This is a genomic window from Sphingomonas sp. ABOLG, assembly GCF_003950435.1.
Classification (GTDB): Bacteria; Pseudomonadota; Alphaproteobacteria; order Sphingomonadales; family Sphingomonadaceae; genus Sphingomonas; species Sphingomonas panaciterrae.
In genome coordinates this window covers 127,969-147,563 of the sequence record NZ_QQWW01000003.1, presented here as the reverse complement: position 1 = coordinate 147,563, position 19,595 = coordinate 127,969, and the positions used below count along the sequence as shown (strand labels likewise).

General features: G+C 66.9%; 22 protein-coding genes. 14 read left to right on the top strand and 8 right to left on the bottom strand.

Features of this window, described 5'->3' with window-relative positions; all coding sequences use genetic code 11:
- The first annotated feature begins 68 nt into the window (after window positions 1-68).
- The 3 genes from secG to CA236_RS04475 all read left to right on the top strand — a co-directional run bounded on the left by secG (window position 69) and on the right by CA236_RS04475 (window position 2,746).
- On the top strand, window positions 69-455 hold the full coding sequence (gene secG / locus CA236_RS04485; RefSeq protein WP_046411928.1) for a preprotein translocase subunit SecG: 387 nt from the start codon (window positions 69-71) through the stop codon (window positions 453-455).
- An 85-nt stretch (window positions 456-540) separates the two neighbouring features.
- Window positions 541-2,175, top strand: a complete 1,635-nt coding sequence (locus CA236_RS04480) for a CTP synthase (RefSeq protein ID WP_125944708.1) — start codon at window positions 541-543, stop codon at window positions 2,173-2,175.
- Window positions 2,168-2,746 carry an NUDIX hydrolase gene (locus tag CA236_RS04475; RefSeq protein ID WP_125944707.1) on the top strand — a complete coding sequence of 193 codons (579 nt, stop codon included), beginning with the start codon at window positions 2,168-2,170 and terminating at the stop codon, window positions 2,744-2,746. Before CA236_RS04480 ends, CA236_RS04475 begins: the two co-directional genes overlap by 8 nt.
- Window positions 2,747-2,862: 116 nt before the next feature.
- On the opposite strand, the gene CA236_RS04470 is transcribed toward CA236_RS04475, so the two are convergent.
- Window positions 2,863-3,330, bottom strand: a complete 468-nt coding sequence (locus CA236_RS04470; protein ID WP_125944706.1) for an Hsp20 family protein — start codon at window positions 3,328-3,330, stop codon at window positions 2,863-2,865.
- A gap of 214 nt (window positions 3,331-3,544) precedes the next feature.
- Between CA236_RS04470 and CA236_RS04465 the strand changes: the two genes are divergently transcribed.
- The gene (locus tag CA236_RS04465) at window positions 3,545-6,040 is read left to right on the top strand and encodes a TonB-dependent receptor (RefSeq protein WP_125944705.1); all 2,496 of its coding nucleotides are present in this window, start codon (window positions 3,545-3,547) and stop codon (window positions 6,038-6,040) included.
- Window positions 6,041-6,046: 6 nt separating this feature from the next.
- Here the strand turns inward: CA236_RS04465 and CA236_RS04460 are convergent, their stop codons facing one another.
- Complete coding sequence (locus CA236_RS04460; RefSeq protein ID WP_125944704.1) at window positions 6,047-6,934, bottom strand: LysR family transcriptional regulator; 888 nt, start codon at window positions 6,932-6,934, stop codon at window positions 6,047-6,049.
- A gap of 129 nt (window positions 6,935-7,063) precedes the next feature.
- On the opposite strand from CA236_RS04460, the gene CA236_RS04455 reads away from it, so the two are divergent.
- Window positions 7,064-7,777: a pirin family protein gene (locus tag CA236_RS04455; RefSeq protein WP_046411302.1), complete on the top strand. Its 714-nt coding sequence runs from the start codon at window positions 7,064-7,066 to the stop codon at window positions 7,775-7,777.
- Between the two features lie 103 nt (window positions 7,778-7,880).
- Complete coding sequence (gene wrbA, locus CA236_RS04450) at window positions 7,881-8,483, top strand: NAD(P)H:quinone oxidoreductase (protein ID WP_046411301.1); 603 nt, start codon at window positions 7,881-7,883, stop codon at window positions 8,481-8,483.
- Between the two features lie 47 nt (window positions 8,484-8,530).
- On the opposite strand, the gene CA236_RS04445 is transcribed toward wrbA, so the two are convergent.
- On the bottom strand, window positions 8,531-9,313 hold the full coding sequence (locus CA236_RS04445; RefSeq protein ID WP_206430508.1) for a M15 family metallopeptidase: 783 nt from the start codon (window positions 9,311-9,313) through the stop codon (window positions 8,531-8,533).
- Window positions 9,314-9,362: 49 nt separating this feature from the next.
- On the opposite strand from CA236_RS04445, the gene CA236_RS04440 reads away from it, so the two are divergent.
- Genes CA236_RS04440 through CA236_RS04430 form a run of 3 tightly spaced genes read left to right on the top strand, consistent with a single transcriptional unit; the run spans window position 9,363 to window position 10,844 of the window.
- Window positions 9,363-10,013: an RNA pseudouridine synthase gene (locus CA236_RS04440; RefSeq protein WP_046411298.1), complete on the top strand. Its 651-nt coding sequence runs from the start codon at window positions 9,363-9,365 to the stop codon at window positions 10,011-10,013.
- Window positions 10,006-10,404, top strand: a complete 399-nt coding sequence (gene arfB, locus CA236_RS04435; protein ID WP_125944702.1) for an alternative ribosome rescue aminoacyl-tRNA hydrolase ArfB — start codon at window positions 10,006-10,008, stop codon at window positions 10,402-10,404. The genes CA236_RS04440 and arfB overlap by 8 nt, the downstream gene beginning before the upstream one ends.
- A gap of 50 nt (window positions 10,405-10,454) precedes the next feature.
- Window positions 10,455-10,844: a hypothetical protein gene (locus CA236_RS04430; protein ID WP_125944701.1), complete on the top strand. Its 390-nt coding sequence runs from the start codon at window positions 10,455-10,457 to the stop codon at window positions 10,842-10,844.
- A 65-nt stretch (window positions 10,845-10,909) separates the two neighbouring features.
- Here the strand turns inward: CA236_RS04430 and CA236_RS04425 are convergent, their stop codons facing one another.
- Complete coding sequence (locus tag CA236_RS04425; RefSeq protein ID WP_125944700.1) at window positions 10,910-12,130, bottom strand: mechanosensitive ion channel family protein; 1,221 nt, start codon at window positions 12,128-12,130, stop codon at window positions 10,910-10,912.
- An 18-nt stretch (window positions 12,131-12,148) separates the two neighbouring features.
- Complete coding sequence (locus CA236_RS04420) at window positions 12,149-13,159, bottom strand: DNA topoisomerase IB (RefSeq protein WP_164518860.1); 1,011 nt, start codon at window positions 13,157-13,159, stop codon at window positions 12,149-12,151.
- Between the two features lie 112 nt (window positions 13,160-13,271).
- Here CA236_RS04420 and CA236_RS04415 point away from each other — a divergent pair, with 112 nt between their 5' ends.
- On the top strand, window positions 13,272-13,823 hold the full coding sequence (locus tag CA236_RS04415) for a type 1 glutamine amidotransferase domain-containing protein (protein ID WP_046411293.1): 552 nt from the start codon (window positions 13,272-13,274) through the stop codon (window positions 13,821-13,823).
- 45 nt (window positions 13,824-13,868) lie between these two features.
- Entirely contained in the window at window positions 13,869-14,657 is a 789-nt protein-coding gene (fdhD, locus tag CA236_RS04410; RefSeq protein WP_125944699.1) for a formate dehydrogenase accessory sulfurtransferase FdhD, read from the top strand.
- A gap of 12 nt (window positions 14,658-14,669) precedes the next feature.
- On the opposite strand, the gene CA236_RS04405 is transcribed toward fdhD, so the two are convergent.
- Entirely contained in the window at window positions 14,670-14,978 is a 309-nt protein-coding gene (locus CA236_RS04405; RefSeq protein WP_125944867.1) for an HNH endonuclease, read from the bottom strand.
- 123 nt (window positions 14,979-15,101) lie between these two features.
- Between CA236_RS04405 and CA236_RS04400 the strand changes: the two genes are divergently transcribed.
- Genes CA236_RS04400 through CA236_RS04390 form a run of 3 tightly spaced genes read left to right on the top strand, consistent with a single transcriptional unit; the run spans window position 15,102 to window position 17,774 of the window.
- On the top strand, window positions 15,102-15,848 hold the full coding sequence (locus CA236_RS04400) for a glucose 1-dehydrogenase (RefSeq protein ID WP_046411290.1): 747 nt from the start codon (window positions 15,102-15,104) through the stop codon (window positions 15,846-15,848).
- Entirely contained in the window at window positions 15,848-16,915 is a 1,068-nt protein-coding gene (locus CA236_RS04395; protein ID WP_125944698.1) for an oxidoreductase family protein, read from the top strand. Before CA236_RS04400 ends, CA236_RS04395 begins: the two co-directional genes overlap by 1 nt.
- Window positions 16,916-16,943: 28 nt before the next feature.
- The gene (locus CA236_RS04390; protein WP_125944697.1) at window positions 16,944-17,774 is read left to right on the top strand and encodes a thioesterase family protein; all 831 of its coding nucleotides are present in this window, start codon (window positions 16,944-16,946) and stop codon (window positions 17,772-17,774) included.
- A gap of 31 nt (window positions 17,775-17,805) precedes the next feature.
- Here CA236_RS04390 and CA236_RS04385 read toward each other — a convergent pair whose 3' ends face one another.
- Window positions 17,806-18,702 carry an alpha/beta hydrolase gene (locus CA236_RS04385; protein ID WP_125944696.1) on the bottom strand — a complete coding sequence of 299 codons (897 nt, stop codon included), beginning with the start codon at window positions 18,700-18,702 and terminating at the stop codon, window positions 17,806-17,808.
- On the bottom strand, window positions 18,699-19,496 hold the full coding sequence (locus tag CA236_RS04380; protein ID WP_206430507.1) for an SDR family NAD(P)-dependent oxidoreductase: 798 nt from the start codon (window positions 19,494-19,496) through the stop codon (window positions 18,699-18,701). The genes CA236_RS04385 and CA236_RS04380 overlap by 4 nt, the downstream gene beginning before the upstream one ends.
- Between the last annotated feature and the right edge of the window lie 99 nt (window positions 19,497-19,595).

Sequence of the window (19,595 nt, the reverse complement as noted above, 5' to 3'; positions counted from 1 at the left end):
ATCGCGCGGCCCGCCGCGCCTATGTGCGCGCATCGGCCAGCCAGCGCCGGCACAACATCGGATTCGACATGTTCACCTTCCTTCTCGTCGTTCAGGCGATCATTGCCGCCGCCCTCGTGACGGTGATTCTGATGCAGCGATCGGAAGGTGGCGGCCTGACGACCGGCGGTAGCCCGTCGGGCCTGATGTCGGCGCGCGGCGCGGCGGATTTCCTGACGCGGGCGACTTCGGTGCTCGCGGCGCTGTTCGTGCTGATGTCGATCGCGCTGGCGGTGCTGGCGGCAACGCGTGGCGGCACCAGCGTCGACACCTCGCTCGAGCGGCGTGCCCCGGTCAGCCAGACGGCGCCGCAGCCCGAGGGTGATGCCGGCCTGTCGGCGGCAGAAGCCGCGGCGGCGGCAGCGGCGGCGAACCAGACGGCCCCGGCCGACAACGGCGTTCCGCTCGCCCGCTGATCCCCCCGGTTCGCCGGAATTTCATCGCGTCCGTGAAAGCGGGCGCTTGTCCCCCATGTTTGTTCGAGGCTAAGTCGATATCCCCATGGCGCGGTTTATTTTCATCACCGGCGGCGTGGTCTCCTCGCTCGGCAAGGGTCTCATGGCGGCGAGCCTCGCCGCATTGCTTCAGGCGCGCGGCTATCGCGTGCGGATCCGCAAGTTCGATCCCTATCTGAACGTCGATCCGGGCACGATGAGCCCGTACCAGCATGGCGAGGTGTACGTCACCGACGACGGGGCGGAGACCGACCTCGATCTTGGCCATTATGAACGCTTTACCGGCGTCGCGGCGCGGCAGAGCGACAACGTTACGTCCGGCCGCATCTATCAGCAGATCATCGCCCGCGAGCGGCGCGGCGATTATCTGGGTGCAACGGTGCAGGTGATCCCGCACGTCACCGATGCGATCAAGGCATTCGCCAAGGACCAGACCGACGACCTCGATTTCGTGCTGTGCGAAATCGGCGGGACGGTCGGCGACATCGAGTCGCTGCCGTTCATCGAGGCGATTCGCCAGCTGAAGAACGAGGTTGGCCGCGGCAATGCGATCAGCGTCCATGTCACGCTGGTGCCATACATCGCCGCCGCCGGAGAGCTGAAGACGAAGCCGACGCAGCATTCGGTGCGCGAGCTCGCGGCGCTGGGCGTGCAGCCCGACGTTCTGGTCTGCCGCTGTGAAAAGCCGCTGCCGCCGTCGGATCGCGCCAAGATCGCGCTGTTCTGCAACGTGCCCGAAACCGCGGTCATCCCGGCGCTCGATGCGAAGAGCATCTATGCCGTGCCGCTGCAATATCATGGCGAGGGGCTGGATACCGAGGTGCTCCGCGCCTTCGGCATCACCCCGTCCTCCGCGCCGGACCTGTCGCGCTGGACCGAGATTGTCGATCGCCTGACCAATCCGGAAGGCGAGGTCACGATCGGCGTGGTCGGCAAATATGTCGGCCTGCAGGATGCGTACAAGTCGCTTAACGAGGCGCTGGTCCATGGCGGCATCGCCAACCGGGTGAAGGTCAACATCAACTGGATCGACGCCGAGCTGTTCGAGAATGACGACGCGGAAATCGCCGCGCAGCTCGAGCCGTGCGACGCGATCCTGGTGCCCGGCGCCTTCGGTGAGCGCGGCGCGGAAGGCAAGATCGCCAGCGTGCGCTTCGCTCGCGAGCGCGAGATTCCCTATTTCGGCATCTGCTTCGGCATGCAGATGGCGTGCGTCGAGGGCGCGCGCGATCTGGCCGGGATCAAGGAAGCATCCTCGACCGAATTCGGCCCCACGACCGAGCCGGTGGTTGGCCTGATCACCGAATGGATGGGCCGCGACGGGCTGGAGAAGCGCGAGGCCGAGGGCGATCTGGGCGGCACGATGCGGCTTGGCGCCTATGAGGCGAAGCTCGCCGGCAACAGCGTCGTCGCCTCCATCTATGGCGACACGACGATCTACGAGCGTCACCGCCACCGTTACGAAGTGAACACGGCGTATAAGGAACCGCTGGAAAAGGGCGGCCTGGTGTTCTCCGGCATGTCGCCCGACGGCACCTTGCCCGAGATCGTCGAGCGGCCCGACCACCCCTGGTTCGTCGGCGTCCAGTTCCACCCGGAGCTGAAGTCCAAGCCGTTCGATCCGCATCCGCTGTTCGCCAGCTTCATCGCCGCGGCGGTCAAGCAGAGCCGGCTTGTCTGACACGCGCGAGGGCGACCTGCCGGCATGGCGGGTCGAGGCATCGCGGCTGGTGGTCGATGACCGCTGGCTGCGGGTGCGCGCCGATGATTGCGTGACGGCGGAGGGGGTGCGGATCGCGCCCTTCTTCGTCACCGAATATCCCGATTGGGTGATCGTGGTCGCGCTGGACGAGGCGGGCGACCTGCTGCTGGTCGATCAATATCGCCACGGCTGGGGCGTCACCTCGCGCGAGCTGCCGACCGGCGCGATCGATCCCGAGGACGCGGACCCGATCGCCGCTGGCCAGCGCGAATTGCTGGAGGAAACCGGCTTTGGCGGCGGCGCTTGGCGGCTGGTCGCGACGCTCGCGCCCAATCCCGCGACTCAGACGAACCGCTGCCACACCGTGCTCGCCACCGGCGTTCGCCGGCTGGCCAAACCGGTGGACGAGCCGACCGAGCGGCTGCGCCTGTCGACCCGGCCGGTGGCGGAGGCAATCGCCCAAGCGCGCAGCGGCGCGATCGTACAGGCAATGCACGTCGCCGCGCTCGCCATGGCGCTGCCGCAACACTGGGCCGCGCCGCTGGATTGAGCGAGCGCGCTGTTTCTCAGACAAAGCGACGGCACCCCAACGAAGCGAAGGCGCCCGAGCCGATTGGCCCGGACGCCCCACGACGCCTCGAAAGGGAGCAAAGAGGCGCCGAACAGTTACGCGGCCTGCGCGGTCTCGCCGGACTTGTCCTCGACGACCGTCGGCTTCTGGCCGGTCTTGATGGCGATGCTCTTGGGCTTCATCGCCTCAGGCACTTCGCGCACCAGGTAGATCACCAGCAGACCGTCGTTCAGCCGAGCGTCCTCGACAAAGACGAAGTCCGCCAGTTCGAACCGGCGTTCGAAGCTGCGGGTGGCAATGCCGACATGGAGGAAGTTCGGGCCAGTGGCCTTGTCGTCCTTCTTGCCGGACACCAGCAGCAGGTTCTGCTGTGCCGTGATCTCGATCTCGTCGCGAGAGAAGCCGGCCACGGCAAGCGTGATCCGGTAGCGATCATCAGCGACGCGCTCGAGGTTGAAGGGGGGATAATTGTCGCTCGCATTGCGGGCGTTGGTTTCGATCAAGTCAAACAGCCGGTCGAAGCCGATGGTCGAACGGCGGTAGGGGGTAAGGTCAAGACGCATCTTCAATTCCTCCAATGAGCGAGTTGAAAGCGGAGGCGCACGACCAGCGTCGCGCCACCGTCTGTACGGCCCGGCATCGGCGCCGCACGGAGGAAATCTGGTAAGGTCAAGACATATTTCAAGAGGCCTGGCAAATCCCCTCTAAGTTGATCGGGTATTGCAATCCCTACTTTGTTGATGGACCTTCGATCCAGCAATTCAGGGGACGATTCCGATGTCGATCACGCTTGCCTTTCTGCTGGCCGCGCAGGCTGCTCCAGCTACCCAATCGACGAACCCCACGGCACCCGCGCCGGCACCGGATCAGGATTCTGCAGCGCCACCGGCGGCGGCTCCCGACGCGCAAACGACCGGGCGGCTCGGCCCCGCACAACAGGGCGGCGGCGACATCGTGGTCACCGCGCGGCGGCGGGCGGAAACGGTGCAAAGCGTGCCGATCGCCATGTCGGTGATCGGGGGCGAGGCGCTGGCGGAAACCGGCGCGTACAACGTCAACCGGCTGACCCAGCTGCAACCGAAGCTGCAATTCTATTCCACCAACCCGCGCAATTCGGCGGCCAACATCCGCGGGCTTGGCGCGCCCTTCGGCCTCACCAACGACGGGATCGAACAGGGCGTCGGCATCTATGTCGACCAGGTCTATTACAGCCGCATCGCGTCGGCGACGTTCGACTTCACCGATACCGAGCGGATCGAGATCCTGCGGGGCCCGCAAGGGACATTGTACGGCAAGAATACCACGGCCGGCGCGATCAACATCACCACCCGCCGCCCCAGTTTCGAAACCGAGGCTAGGGCGGAGGTCAGCGGCGGCAATTACGATTTCTTCCAGGGGAAGTTCTCCCTGTCCGGGCCGATCGTCGACGATGTGGTCGCCGCCCGCATCTCCGGCTCGATCACCACGCGGCGCGGCACGGTGTACAACACGCTTCAGCGCGAATGGCAGAACAGCCAGGACAATGTCGGGCTTCGCGGGCAGATGCTGTTCCGCGTGACGCCGGACCTCGATGTCACGCTGTTCGCCGACTATAATCGGCAGGATCCGAACTGCTGCGTGCAATATTACGCCCGGGTGGGCGCGACGCAGCGTCCCGTCAGCCGCCAATATGCCGCGCTGGCCGCTGCCTTTGGCTATGCGCCGCCATCGACCGATGCGTTCGACCGGCTGACCGATGTCGATACGAACCTGCGCGCGGAGCAGGAACTGGGCGGCGCCTCCGCGCTCGCCAACTGGACGCTCGGATCGGGCACGCTGACCTCGGTTACGGCGTGGCGTTTCTGGCACTGGAACCCGTCCAACGACCGCGACTTCATCGGCCTGCCGATCACCACCGTGTCGGCCAATCCGTCGCAGCAGAGCCAGTTCACGCAGGAAATCCGCTACGCCTCGGACAGCAAGGGGCCGTTCGACTATACAGTCGGCGCCTTCTATTTCTACCAGACGATCGATACGCAGGGGCTTCAGGTGCAGGGCCCAGCCGCCAGCCGCTTCCTGCTCAATCCCGGCAATCCGCCCTTCGGCCCCAAGGGCTGCGCCACGCCGACGACCGCCGCGTGCAATCCGGCGGTGCTGAACGGGCTGACCTCGCGCAACACGATCGGCTTCAAGAACACCTCGGCCGCGCTGTTCGGCAAGCTGACGTGGCAGGCCGCCGACCGGCTGGAGATCGCGCCGGGCCTGCGCGTCAATTACGACAAGAAGGAGGGCGATTATGTCGCCACCGTCACCAATGGCAGCGGCAGCCCGGTACTGACCAACGACCAGCGCGGCGTGTTGGCGCCGCAGAGCTATCAGCCCGAATTCGACAATTGGAACATCTCGGGCGACATCACCGTGTCGTACGATTTCACTCCCGACATTCATTATTATGCGACCTATGCGCACAGCTATAAGTCGGGCGGGATCAACCTGTCGGGCCTGCCGCTGGATGCCGCCAACAACCCGATCCTCGCGGTTCAGACGATCGATCCGGAAACGGTCAATCATTTCGAGCTGGGGCTGAAGACCCAGTTCTGGGATCGCCGCGCCACCGTCAATGTCGCCGCCTTCTGGACCGAGATCGATGATTATCAGGCGACGGTGAACAACCAGCAGGTCGGCGTGCTGCGCGGCTATCTCGCCAATGCGGGCAAGGTGCGCACGCGCGGGATCGAGGTGGACAGCGCGTTCCGGCCGGTGAGCGGCCTGAACCTCTACATCAACGGCGCCTATACCGACGCCAAATATGTCCGCTTCGTCGATGCGCCGTGCCCGCCCGAATTGTCCGGCGGCCCCGCCGCGGCGCCGGGGCAGCGGCCAGGCCCCGCCGGCGTGCCCGGTGCGATCAGCCCGCCGTCGTGCGACATTTCCGGCCAGGTGCTGCCGGGCGTGTCCAAATGGGCGTTCAGCTATGGCGCGGAATACGGCATCCCGACGTCGATCGCCGGCCGCGAGGGGCAGGTCTATATCGGCTATGACGGCAGCTATCGCTCCCGCTTCTCGTCCAATCCCTCGCCATCCGCTTATACCTGGGTTGGTGGCTATGCGCTGTCCAACTTCCGCCTCGGGTTCAAGACGGACGACGGGCTGAACCTGTTCGCCTGGCTGCGTAATGCCTTTGACGAGGATTATTACGAGCTGCTCGCCACCCAGTCGGGCTCGACCGGGCTGATCGTCGGCCAGCCGGGCGACCCGCGCACCTGGGGTTTCACGCTGTCGGCCGCCTTCTGAGCGGCCTCAATCGCGCAGGCGCTCGCCCAGGAACGCGATCAAGGCTTCGACCCGGGCGGGGCGCAACGGGCTGGGCGGGGTGAGGAGGTGGAGGCCGACCGGGGCGGGGCGCCAGTCGGGCAGGATTTCCACCACCTGCCCGGTCTCCATCGTGTCGCCCAGGATGAAGGCGGGCAGGCGGGCGATGCCGAGCCCGGCGACCAGCGCAGGGATCAGCGCCTCGCCGCTGTTCGCGGCCAGCGGCCCTTGCGCCTTCACCGATACCTCGGCGCCGCCAGGACCGCGGAAGCGCCAGGGGCCGGACAGATTGGTGTAGCCGAGCAGTTCATGCTCCCCCAATTGGCCCGGATGGCTCGGAGTGCCCCGCCGCTGGAGATAGGCGGGCGCTGCGACCAGATAGGATTGGATCGAGCACAGCCGCCGCGCCCGCAGCGAGCTGTCGGGCAGTTCGGCAATGCGCAATGCCACGTCAAACCCTTCCGCGACGATATCGACCCGCGCGTCGGAGAGGTGCAGCTCCACCTCGATCCCCGGGTGTGCGCTCAGGAAATCGGCCAGCAGGGGGGCGACATTGCTGACGCCGAAGGTCATCGGCGCGGCCAGACGGACCCGGCCTACCGGTGTGCGCGCCGCGTCACGTGCCGCCTCTTCCGCCGCATGTGCCGATGCCAGGATCATCGCGGCACGTTCGGCGAGCGGGCGGCCCGCCTCGGTCAGCGCCAGGCGGCGCGAGGTGCGGTGGAACAACGACTGGCCCAGATCACTTTCCAGCCGCGCGATCGCCTTCGACACCGTAGCCTTGCTGAGGCCCAGGGTCTCGGCTGCTCCGGTGAAGGACCGGTGTTCGGCCACGGTGGCGAAAATCGCCCAGGCTTCGAGGTCGGGTAAGCGCATCTGTGGCGTCTCCAAAGAACGTCACCCCGCATAGCCTCAACCTCATGACGGAAACAATACGTTTCAATCGTTTCTGTTTTCGCTATGCAGGGTTGATCCTATCTCCGCAGCAACACTTCGGAGGTTCTCATGACCGACATCCGCACCCGCATCGAACGCCGGCCCTTTGCATCGCTTGGCCATGCCGACCACGGCTGGCTCGACGCCCGGCATCACTTCAGCTTCGCCAACTACTACGATCCCGCCCGCATGGGATGGGGCGCGATCCGGGTGTGGAACGATGACACGATCGCGCCGCAGACCGGCTTCCCGCCGCATCCGCACCGCGACATGGAGATCATCACCTACGTCCGCAGCGGTGCGATCACGCATCAGGATTCGATGGGCAATGCCGGCCGCACCGGCGCCGGCGACGTCCAGGTGATGAGCGCGGGCTCCGGCGTGCGCCACGCGGAATATAATCTGGAGAATGAGCCGACCACGCTGTTCCAGATCTGGATCGAGCCGCGCTCGACCGGCGGCAGCCCCAGCTGGGGCGCGAAGCCCTTTCCAAAGGGCGACCGCTCCGGCCGATTCGTCACGCTCGCCAGCGGCTTTGCCGAGGATGCCGACGCGCTGCCGATCCGTGCCGACGCCCGCGTCATGGGCGCGACGCTGAACGCCGGCGAGCAGGTGACCTATACGGTTGGTGAGGGGCGCCACGCCTATCTGGTGGCGGCGCGCGGCGCGATCACCATCGACGGTGAGCCGTTCGACGCGCGTGACGGCGCGGCGCTCGGCGGCGGCACGTACGAGATCGTCGCCCGCGAGGATGCCGAACTGGTGCTGGTCGACGCCGAATAGGCGGGTCAACCGGCCGCAATAGGTCGTTCTACACCCAATCGGGCCGCTGGCCCGGCAAATCAAACGCCTTTCCGGCGCGGAAAGGGAGCAAGGAGCAATCACGATGACCAAGGTTCTGGTGCTATATTATTCGTCCTACGGCCACCTGGCGAAGATGGCGGACGCTGTGGCCGAGGGCGCGCGCGAGGCGGGCGTCACGGTCGACGTGCGCCGCGTGCCGGAGACTGCCCCCAGGGAGGTGGCGGAGGCCGCAGGCTTCCAGGTCGATACCTCGCATCCCGAGATCGAGGGCGTGAACGCGCTCGCCGATTATGACGCGATCATCATTGGCGCGCCGACCCGCTTTGGCCGCATGCCGAGCCAGATGGCCGCGTTCCTCGACCAGGCCGGCGGCCTGTGGGCGAGGGGCGCGCTGAACGGCAAGGTTGGCGGCGCCTTCACCTCCACGGCAACCCAGCATGGCGGCCAGGAAGTCACCCTGTTCTCGATCATCACCAACCTGCTGCACTTCGGCATGACGGTGGTCGGTCTCGACTATGGCTATCAGGCGCAGATGAACATGGAGGCGATCCACGGTGGTTCGCCCTATGGCGCGACGACGCTGGCCGCCGGTGACGGCAGCCGCCAGCCGAGCGACATCGACCTGGGCGGCGCGCGCTACCAGGGCAAGCGCATTGCCGAGGTTGCGGCCAAGCTGAAGGCCTGATCACGAGCTTCCCTCCTGCACGATCCTTGGCGTGCGGGGGGAAGACATCAGTCGCGGCGTCGCTCCTTGCGGCGCCGCTTTTTCTTGCCGTTCTCGTCAGCGGGCGCCTGCTCGATCGTCCGCACCACCACCGGGGGTACGACGCGCGGCAACACCGGGTCGATCGCCGGATTGGCGGGAAAGGCCGCGCGCGCCTTGGCGAACAGGAAGCGCGCGCGCGCAGCGCCAGGCTCTGCGCTCGACGTTCCCACCCAGCGCCAATGCCACGGCTCCCATTTCACGCCCTGCTTGTTGCTGGTGGGGAAGGACAGTTCGAAGCCGAAGCGGGGAGCATTGGCGGCGAGCCAGCGAAACGCGGGCTTGGCCGCCATGCACGCCTCGGCATCGGGGCAGCCGTCGGCCGGGCGCACGGTGAAATCCACGGCATAGCCAGTGCCATGTTCGCTGTGCCCGGGCGGCGCGGCGGAGATGGCGCGATCGACGCCAGTGGCGCTCTCGCGCGTCCGGCAGAAGGTCCATTGCTGGTGAACGAGCGAGCGGTGGCAGGAAAAGGCGTAGAGCCGGCCCTGCACCGCCGGATCCCCCGCCGCGGCGGTCAGCAGGCGCTGCAGCGCGGCGGCGGCTTCGGGCCGCAACCGGCATGCGCCGATCGCCATCGACGGCGGTACCGCCATCAGTGCGTCGGGAGCAGCATCGCCATAGGGAAAGTGGCCGAGCGCGCGGCCGTCCGGGCTTTTGGTGATACTGACGCCATTGCACAATTGCGCCTGCGCCGGCCCATCGGCGACAAGTGCGATCGCGGCGAGAGAAAGAGGAAGGTGTGGTTGCATCCGTGTCTCTCTCTGGCCTCCGCGCGGTCCCGATGGCAAGGGCAGTCTCATGCTGAATGAACGGGTATTGTTCCTCGATGGCGAGGCGTTGATCATCGACAAACCGGCGGGGCTGCCGGTCGATCCCCCGCGCGCCGGGGGCATCAGCCTGGAGAACCATCTGGCGAACCTCACCTTCGGGTTTCGCCGCTGGCCGCGCGCGGTGCACCGGCTCGACCGCGACACCAGCGGCTGCCTGCTCCTGTCGCGCAATCCGAAGGCGCACGCGCGATTGCAGCAGGCGTTCGAGGCGGGGACGGTGCGCAAGCGCTACGTCGCCATCCTCGACGGCGTGCCGCAGGGCGCGGAGGGGGAAATTGACTTGCCGCTGGTCAAGATTTCGTCGGCCGAGCGTGGTTGGCGCATGACGGGCGATCCGGCCGGCAAGGCAGCGCGCACGCGCTGGCGCCTGCTGGGTGAGAAGGACGGCAAGGCGCTGGTCGAGCTTCATCCCGCGACCGGGCGCACTCATCAGATCCGCGTGCACGCGCTGGAGGGGCTCGGCGTGCCGGTGCTGGGTGACCCGGTGTACGGCACGGCGCATCCCGCGGGCATGATGCTCCACGCCGCGGAACTGGTCGTGCCGCGCCCCGGCAAGCCGGATGCGGCGGCGCAGGCGCCATGGCCGGCGCGCTTTGCCGAGATCGGCTTCGATGGTTGATGTGCCGGAGGAGGCGTTGGAGGAGCGCTTCCTCGCCGCCACCGGCCCCGGGGGACAGAACGTCAACAAGGTGGCCACCGCGTGCCAGCTGCGCGTTGACGTCTATCGACTGGGGCTGCATCCCGAGACGTTTCGCCGGCTGAAGCTGCTGGCGGGATCGCGGCTGACCGCCGCCGGAACGCTCGTTCTCACCGCGCGGCGCTACCGCACGCAGGAGGCCAACCGCGCCGACGCGCGCGCCCGCCTCGCCGAATTGCTGGAAAAGGCCGAGGAACGCGAGGCGCGGCGCGTGAAGACAAAGCCGTCGCGCGCCGCCAAGGCGCGCCGCGTCGATGCCAAGAAGGGGCGCAGCGCGGTGAAGGCCGGCCGCGGCAAGGTGCGTGACTATTGAACAAGTTCGTTGGTGTATTATGTTGCCGAAACACCAGCGGACAGGACGGTATGGCGAAGAAGGACAAGAAGGGCTTTCGGATCCCCAAGGAAATCGGCGGGATCAAGGTGCCCAAGGAAGCACGTCGTGCCGGTGAAGCATTGATCGAGAAGGCGAGCACCCCGGCCGGTCGCCAGGCGATCGCCTCCGGCCTTGCCATGGCAGCGACCGCCGCTGCGGCCGTCGCGGCACGGCAGGCGCGCGAGCATGGCTGCAAGAATGATCAGCGCGCCGCCGCCAGGGACCAGGCGACCGGCGCGGACAATGCGCCCGGGGCGGACGCTGGCGCTGCCGGCGCTCCCGGTACCGCAGGCACCACGGTTGATCCCAGCCGCGTGGTCGACGCGCTGAGCGATGCGGCCGGCGTTTTCATGTCGAGCCTGTTCGCCAAGCAGCGCTAAGAAAAAAGGCACCATGCTGCTCGCATGGTGCCCTCTTTCCGTCTCAATCCAGCGGTCAGTCGTCCTCAGACGATGTTGCTGCGCTTCCCGCTCGCTCGTTCCGCGTCGCCATGGCCCTGCGTCGTCACGTCGCGGATCGGCTGGACGTCGGGGAAGGGCATGATGAGCCGCCCGTCGGGCGCAGCGGTATAGGTGGTCTGCGTCGGATAGGGGATCGATGCCCCCTCCTGATCCAGCCGTCGGTACAGCGCCATGCCGACATTATGCCGCCCGTCATATGCCTCCTGATAGTCGGCTGACGGCGATTCAAATTCCAGCTCATAGTCGAGCGAGGAGGCGCCGAACGAGACGAAACCGGCGCGCACGAACGCCAGGCCCTGTTCCTCGACCACTTCCTTGAAGATCTCCGGCAGACGCTGGAGCACGTCGCGGTCGGTCTCATAGGCGACACCGATTGCCAGCTTCGTGCGGCGGCGCTCCCGCTGCGAATTGTTGATGATCTCCTTGTCGAGCAGGTTGCGGTTGGAGATGATCCGCTGCTCGCCATTGACGCCGCGTATGCGGGTCGACTTCAGCCCGATCTCCTCGACCGTGCCCGAGCTTGAATCGTAGGTGATGGAATCGCCGCGGCGGAACGGGCGGTCGAAGATGATCGCCAGCGCCGCGAACAGATCGGCGAAGATGCCCTGCGCCGCCAGACCGATGGCGATGCCGCCGACGCCAAGGCCAGCGACGAGACCCGTCACGTTGACGCCAAGGTTGTCGAGGACAACCACCAGCGCGATCGCAAAGACCACGATGGTCACGAGGAGGCGGATCAGCCCCATCGCGTTCATCAGCGCCTCGCCGGAGTAATTCTCCGCGCGCGTACGGTGCTCGATGGCGCCCAGGATCAGCTCGCGGGCCCAGATCGCTGCCTGGAAAACGGCCGCCACGGTGAAGAGGAAGTGGATCGTCCGGGCGACGATCTCGGGCGGGTCCGCATAGCCGACGACGAGGCGGGCGGCGACCATGACGATGAAGAAGGTGCTCGTGCGCGCGATCACCCGGCCAATGATCGCGGACCAGCCGGCGCCCGACGTCGATCGTTGGGCGAGGCGTGGCCCCAGGTTGCGCAGCCACAGCAGGGCAAGAACGATGCCGGCGCCAATGGCGGCGGCAATCGTGATCTGCAGCCAATGATCCTTGATCCAGTCGATACTGGTGAAGGAAAAGGTGGAGATCTGCCGCTCGACCTCTTCCGAGGAAATCTTCGGTAACGACGCCTCGGTTTTCTTTGCTGTCATTATGACCTTCTGGTTCAATCAGGCTGCTTGCTGCGCGCTGCCGTTCTCACCCGTTTCAAGGAAGGCGATCAAGCCGCGTTCGGCGCGGCTGAGCCAGCGGGTCGAGCGCGGCAGGTGCAGCGCGGCGCGGAACGCCTCCTGGCCATCCTTGATCAGCGCGATCAGCGCCGGATGGACATAGGATTTGCGCGCGATCGCCGGCGTGTTGCCCAGCTTCTCCGTGACGGGGGCGAGAAGCGTCTTGAGGCTGATGTCCTTATTCGCCTGCGCCAGCGTCTCGAACGCGATGACGCTCGCGCCCCAGGTGCGGAAATGCTTGGCGGTGAAATCCCCCTTCATCGCTTCCTTGATATAGGCGTTGACGTCGCAGGAGGTGACCGGACGGGGCTCGCCGTCCGCATCGACATATTGGAACAGCTTCTGCCCGGGCAGGTCCTGGCACTTCTTGACGAAGCGGGCGAGGCTGCCGTCGGTGATCGTCAGCGTGCGCATCTTTCCCGACTTGGCGCGATATTGCAGGCGCAGCGTGCTGCCCTTGATCCGGGCATGACGATCACGCAGCGTCGTCACGCCGAAGCTCTTGTTGCTCTTCGCATAGGTCTCGTTCCCGATCCGCAGGTGCGCGGTGTCGAGCAGCTTGACGATCGCGGCGATCGTCTTCTCCTTGCTGTGCCGGCGGCTCTTCAGGTCCTGCTCGACCCGCTCGCGCAGTCGCGGAAGGCCGCGCCCGAATGCCGCGCACAGATTATATTTCTCATTCTCACGCGCGGCGCGGAATTCGGGATGGTAGCGATATTGCTTGCGGCCCTTCTCGTCCCATCCGACGGCCTGGATATGGCCCATCGGGTCGGGGCAGAACCACGCGTCGCGATAGGCGGGGGGCAGGCCGATGCTGTTCAGCCGGTCGATCTCCTCGCGATCGGTGATGCGGGCACCATCGGGATCGAAATATCCCCAGCCATGCCGCATCTTGCGCCGGGTGATCCCGGGTTCCTCATCGTCGTGATAAACGATTGTCGTCGATGCCACTGGAAAGACCTCCGCGTGGCACAGGAAATGCGCGGGCTATCGCACGGTTCCGGAACGGCGGTCCCGCCGGCGGGTTGTGAAGGGCAACCCCCCGAGACAGGAGCTACCCCCTATGGCCGATCTTTCGCGTGCCCGCGTCCTTATCCTGGCAACCGATGGCTTTGAGGATTCCGAGCTGTTCGAACCGCGTCAGGCGCTGCTGGATGCCGGCGCACAGGTGACGCTGGCCTCGATCAAGACCGATCCGATCCAGGGTGTGAAGGGTGACAAGGATCCCACGCGCACCATCACGCCGGATCTGACGCTGGATCAGGTCGATACGGAGGAATTCGACGCGCTGCTGCTGCCCGGCGGCGTGGGCAATCCCGACACGATGCGGATGAACGATCGTGCCGTGTCGATCGTTGGCGAATTCATGGACGACAACAAGATCGTTGCCGCCATCTGTCACGCGCCCTGGCTGCTGGTCGAGGCCGACGTGGTCGAGGGGCGCCGCGTGACCAGCTGGCCATCGGTGCGCACCGACCTGGAGAATGCCGGCGGCGATGTCGTCGACGAGGAAGTCGTGATCGACGAGAACCTGATCACCAGCCGCAAGCCGGATGATATCCCGGCCTTCAACCGCGCGCTCCTGTCCGCGCTGGAGGAGGAACTTGCCGGCTGAGCTTCATGCCTTGCCCCGCCCCCGGGGCGGGCGCAGGGTAATCTCATGACGCAGCTGCTCGATGATCGTACCGCCGCCGCGCGGCCGTTTCGCCTGATCGTCGCTGATGGGGCGCAATCAGCGGCCACGCGCCCGGTGCCGGAAGAACGGCCGATCGCGATCGAATGCAACGGCATCGGCTATGCCGTGCTGATGGCGACACCGGACGCGCTCGAGGATCTGGCCGTCGGCTTCGCCCTCACCGAGCGGTTGATCGACACGCCGGAGGATGTCCGCGCGATCGACGTTCACGAGGCCGGGGGCGGCGTCGTCGTGCGGCTGACGCTCGCCCGGCGCGTCGCGCAGCGGGTCAATGATCGCGTGCGCCATCGCGCGTCGGACGCCTCCTGCGGCCTGTGCGGCATCGCGACGATGGAACAGGCGATGCGGCCGCTGCCCCCGGCCGCGCGCTGGGCGGGGGAGGATGCGGCGATCTTCCGCGCTTATCATGCCATCGCCGCGCACCAGCCGCTGAATGCCGCTACCGGCGGGGTGCATGCGGCGGCGTGGTGCAGCGCCGACGGCACGATCCTGATGGTTCGCGAGGATGTCGGCCGGCACAATGCCTTCGACAAGCTGATCGGCGCCGGTGCCCGGGCAGGCCTCACCTGGAACGGCGGCTTCGCGCTGCTGACGTCGCGCTGTTCCTACGAACTGGTGGAGAAGGCTGTTCTCGCCCGCTGCCCCCTGCTGGCGACCATTTCCGCACCGACGCGCCTCGCGCTGGATCGTGCGGCGCAGGCGGGCCTCGCGTTGCGGGTGTTGGTACGCGGGGATTCGCTGCTCGCCGGCTGAGATCGCGGTGGGTCAGCGCGCGCGCCGCGTCGGCGCATGGAAGTCGGCCGGCTTGTGCGCGATCCACTTCAAGAACCGCGCGATCGCTGGAAGGCTTTTCAGTGCGGCAAGATCACCCAGCCGCGCCAAGGTCGCATTGTCCGCCGCGGCGTGAATGGCGCGGTGGCAGATCGGGTGAAGCGGCGCGGTCTGCGTGCCACCCTCGCTCCGCGGCACGACATGATGCCATTCGGTCCGCGCGCCCAGTGGTCGATCACATAGCGCGCATCGCTCGGGCGCGCTGCCGGCCACCCGCCGCTCAGCCTCCCGCAGCCCCATCATCCGCTTCACGCGTCCCATCATGGCCAAGATAGGCATCGCCCGCGTCACTTGCAGCCGCCGCCGCAATCGGCATAACACACTTAAGTCAGCCGGCTTACGATCGGCGACGCTTAGGAGACGAGGATGGCCGTACCACATCCGTTGTTCGACCTGTCGGGCAAGGTTGCGTTGATTACCGGTGGCTCCCGCGGGCTGGGGCGCCAGATGGCGCTCGCCTTCGCGGATGCCGGCGCAGACATTATCGTGTCGAGCCGCAAGGCAGACGCCTGCGAGGCGGTGGTTGCGGAGGTGGAGGCGAAGGGCCGACGCGCCGTCGCGATCCCGGCGCATGCGGCGAAGTGGGACGAGATGGATCGGCTTGCGGACGAGGCATGGGCTGCGTTCGGCAGGCTCGACATCCTGGTCGCCAACGCCGGCATGGGGCCGCTGGTCCCCAGCCATGAGGTGTCGGAGGCGCTGTTCGACAGCGTCGTCGGCCTGAACTTCAAGGGCCCGTTCCGGCTGATGGCCAACATCGCCCATCGCATGGCGGAGGGGAAGGGCGGGGCGATCCTCGCGACCTCGTCGATCGCCTCGTTGCGCCCCACCCCGCGCGTTGTGCCTTATGCCGGGGCGAAGGCGGCGCTGAACGCGATGGTGGTCAGCATGGCGCATGAATATGGGCCAAAGGTGCGGATCAACGGCATCGCCGCCGGGCCGTTCCTGACCGACATTTCCAAGGCCTGGACCGAGGAGGCGCGCGAAACCGCCGACAACGCCGCTGGCCGCCCCGGACGTCCCGAGGAGATCGTGACCAGCGCGCTCTACCTCGCGAGCCCAGCGTCAAGCTTCGTCACCGGCAGCGTCATTCGCTGCGACGGGGGCTGCTGATGAGCGCCGATCTAGAGGCAGGCGCCGTCGACGCTGCGTGGCTGACCAAGCGGCTGCGCGGGGCAGGCGTGTTGCAGGAGGCCAGCGTCGTCGACGTCACCGCGACCCCGGTCGGCGTCGGCATGCTCGGCGATTCGATCCGCTTCGAAGTGCGCTATGACCGCGACGAGGGGGCGCCCGGATCGTTCGTCGGCAAGTTTGCCAGCGCTGATCCCACCAGCCGGCAGACCGGCGCGGGCTTCGGCCTCTATGAGCGCGAAGTCGGCTTCTACCGGCATATCGCGGATTCGGTGGCGATCCGCTCGCCCGGCTGCATCACGGCCGAGCATGACCCGGCCGACGGCACCTTCGCCCTGCTGCTGGAGGATCTGACGCCGTCACGGCCCGGCAACCAGCTGACCGGCTGCGACATCGCCGATGCCGAACGCGCGATGGAGCAGGCGGCGGCGCTGCACGGGCCGCGCTGGAACGACGCGACGCTGCGCGACCATGCCTTCCTCAACGTCAGCGGCGCGCGCGATTTCGTGATCAGCGTGTTTCCCGACTGCCTTGCCGAGTTCCACCGCCGCTATGACGGCATCCTGGAGCCGGAATATATGGCGGTGTGCGATCGCTACGGCGCCTTGATCGCCAGCGCGAAGGCGCCGGAGCCGGGCAATTTCACGCTGACCCATGGCGATTTCCGGCTCGACAACATGCTGTTCGACGCGCGCGACGGTGAGGTACCGCTGGCGGTGCTCGACTGGCAATCGCCGGCGATCGGGCTGGGCGCCGTCGACGTCGCCTATTTCATGGGCCTCGCGATCTCGATCGAGGATCGCCGCCGGCATGAGCGGCACCTGCTGGAATATTACCTCGATCATCTTCGCAGCTATGGCGTGCAAGATTATGATTACGATGACCTTTATCGAGACTATCGCCTGACGCTCCTGTCCGGCGTGTCGACCGCGGTTTTCGCCTCGGCATCGACCAAGCGTACCGAGCGCGGCGACGCGATGTTCCTTGCCATGGCGCGGGGCGGGTGTGCGCAGGCGATCGACTGCGATGCTCTGGCGCTGATGGCATGATGCGGCGTACCGCGAAGGGCGTCGCATCATGGCAGGGCTGATCGAGGCAACCGCGCTACGAGCGGCGGGCGATGGCTATGTCGCCACGCTTGATCGCGACTGGGAAATCTGGGGGCCAGCCGGCGGCTACCTTGCGGCCATCGCGCTGTGCGCCGTGCGGGAACGCGCGCTGGACGGCCACCGGCCCGTAACTCTGACCGGCCAGTTCGTGCGCGTGGCCCAGCCGGGCGAGCTCCAGATCTCGATCACGCCGCTCAAGGAAGGCGCGTCGGCACTCTATGCGGTCACATTGTCACAGGACGGGCAGCCGATCTTCCTGTCTCAGGTCTGGACCACCCGGCGTGCCGAACCGTCCGCCCCGATCCAGCCCGTGATGCCGGACGTTCCCCGCCCGGCGGTGCTGCGCAACCAGGAGGAGCTGAGCGCCGAGCGAGGTATCCAGCCCGGCAAGTTCTGGAAGAACCTGGAGGGCCGCCCGGTCGAGTTCCGCCTCCACGATGATCCGCCCGCGCAGCATCCCAACCAGCGCCGCTGGATGCGGTTTACGCAGTGGGACGAGGGGCAGGCCGATGACCTGTTCTTCGATGCGATGCGGACCGCGCTCTTGATCGACCTCGGCATCTGGCCGGGTCATTGGCATCGGCTGGAGGAAGCGGCCGGCTATCTTGCCCCATCGCTGGATCTGACCGTCTATTTCCACGGCAGCGAGCCGGCGGGCGCGTGGCTGTTGAGCGATGCCGACAGCGACGTGTCCGGCGACGGGCTGATCAGCGGGCGGGTGCGCATCTGGAGCGAGGCGGGCAGGGCGCTCGCGACGGGCAGCGGGCACTGCCTCGTCACCACGCCCCGGAGCCGCTGAGCGGCCCCGCGCCCGCCGGTCATGCCCGCCATCACTCGTCCGCGCGCGGCAGCCAGTCCATCAGGATCGCATTGACCTTTTCCGGGGCTTCCTGCTGCACCCAATGCGATACGCCGGGCAGGCGACGGATGGTTAGGTCAGCGACGTAGCGGTCGGTGCCCTCGAGCGTTTCCAGGCCGAGCGCCTTGTCCTGCTCCCCCCAGACGATCAGCGTCGGCACATCGACCTTGCCGTCGCCGATCCGCATGCTCGCGCGATGGCGGGCAGCGGCGCGGTACCAGTTGATCATGGCCGTCAGCGCGCCGGGGCGCTGGGCGGCCTCGGCATAGACGTCGAGGACCTGGGCGGGGAACCGGCTCTTGTCGATCGCCATGCCGCGGAATGACTCGCGCACGCCGCGCGCATTGCGGGCACCCATCATCCGTTCGGGCAGGAACGGCAGCTGGAAGAACGCCATGTACCAGCTGCGCCGGCGCTGCGGCCCATGCTTCAGCGCCTCCGCAAAGCACGCGGGATGGGGCAGGTTCATCACGATCAGCCGCTCGATCGGCCGTTTCTTCCAGATCGCGAACAGCCAGGCGATCGCCCCGCCCCAGTCATGCGCGACCAGCGTCAGCTTCCTGGCGCCGCTGGCGTCGAACAAGGCGGCGGCATCCTCGACGATCTTGTCGGCCGTGTAGGATGCGACCCCCTTGGGCCGGTACGACGCGCCATAACCGCGCTGGTTGGGCGCCCACACGCGATATCCCATGCCAGCCAGCAACGGCATCTGGAAACGCCAGGAATAATTGAGTTCGGGAAATCCGTGGAGGCACAGGATGAGGTGATCACCCTGGCCAGCCTCCGCCACTTCAAAGGTCTGGCCATTGGCGACGACCTTACGAATGGTGATGCCGCTTTCGGGGGCGGGGGACCAGCTGGGGGTCATGCGGTTTCTCCTGCGGCGGCTGATGCGGTTGCGGCAAAGCGTAGAAGGTTGGGCTGGCCGGTCCAGGCGGTCTGGCCACCATCGGCGACGACAATCGCACCCGTGACATAGGAGGCCGCGTCCGAGGCGAGGAAGGCGATCACGTCCGCCATCTCCTCGGGCGTGCCCGCGCGGCCCATCGGGATGGTGTCATGCCATGCCGCCTCCAGGCCCGGCATCGCCTTCGCACCGGCAGTGAGCGGGGTGGCGATCAGGCCCGGGCACAGCGCGTTGACGCGAATGCCCTCGCGCGCATGGTCGATCGCCAGGCTGCGGGTGTAGTTGATCACCCCCGCCTTCGCCGCATTATAGGCGGTGAAGCCATAGTCGCCGGCCATGCCGGAAATGGAGGCGGTGTTGACGATCGCCGCCTTCCCCCCGGTCATGTGCGGGATTGCGGCACGGCAGGCGTAGAAGACGGCGTTGAGGTCGATCGCGATCACCCGTTCCCAGTTGTCCGGCGCCAGATCGGGCGTCCGCCCGAAACAGCCGATGCCGGCATTGTTGACCAGGATGTCGATCCGTCCGTGGCGATCCACCGCGGCCTCGACGAACGCCTCCACCGACGCGCGGTCCGCCACGTCCGCGGTAATCGCGGTCCCGCCAATCTCGTCCGCGACAGCGCGCGCCGGCGCCTCGGCCAGATCGACCACCACGACCTTCGCCCCTTCGCGCGCCATCAACCGCGCCGTTGCTGCGCCGATGCCGGAGCCGCCGCCCGTGATCACGGTGACCCTGTCCTGAAACCGCATCATCCTCTCCCCTGCATCCTCTTCCGCCGGCGCCTGTTGATTCGGCCTCCGCTTCAGGCCATCATAACTTTCGTTATGGCTGCCGGGAAAGAGCAGCCGGGG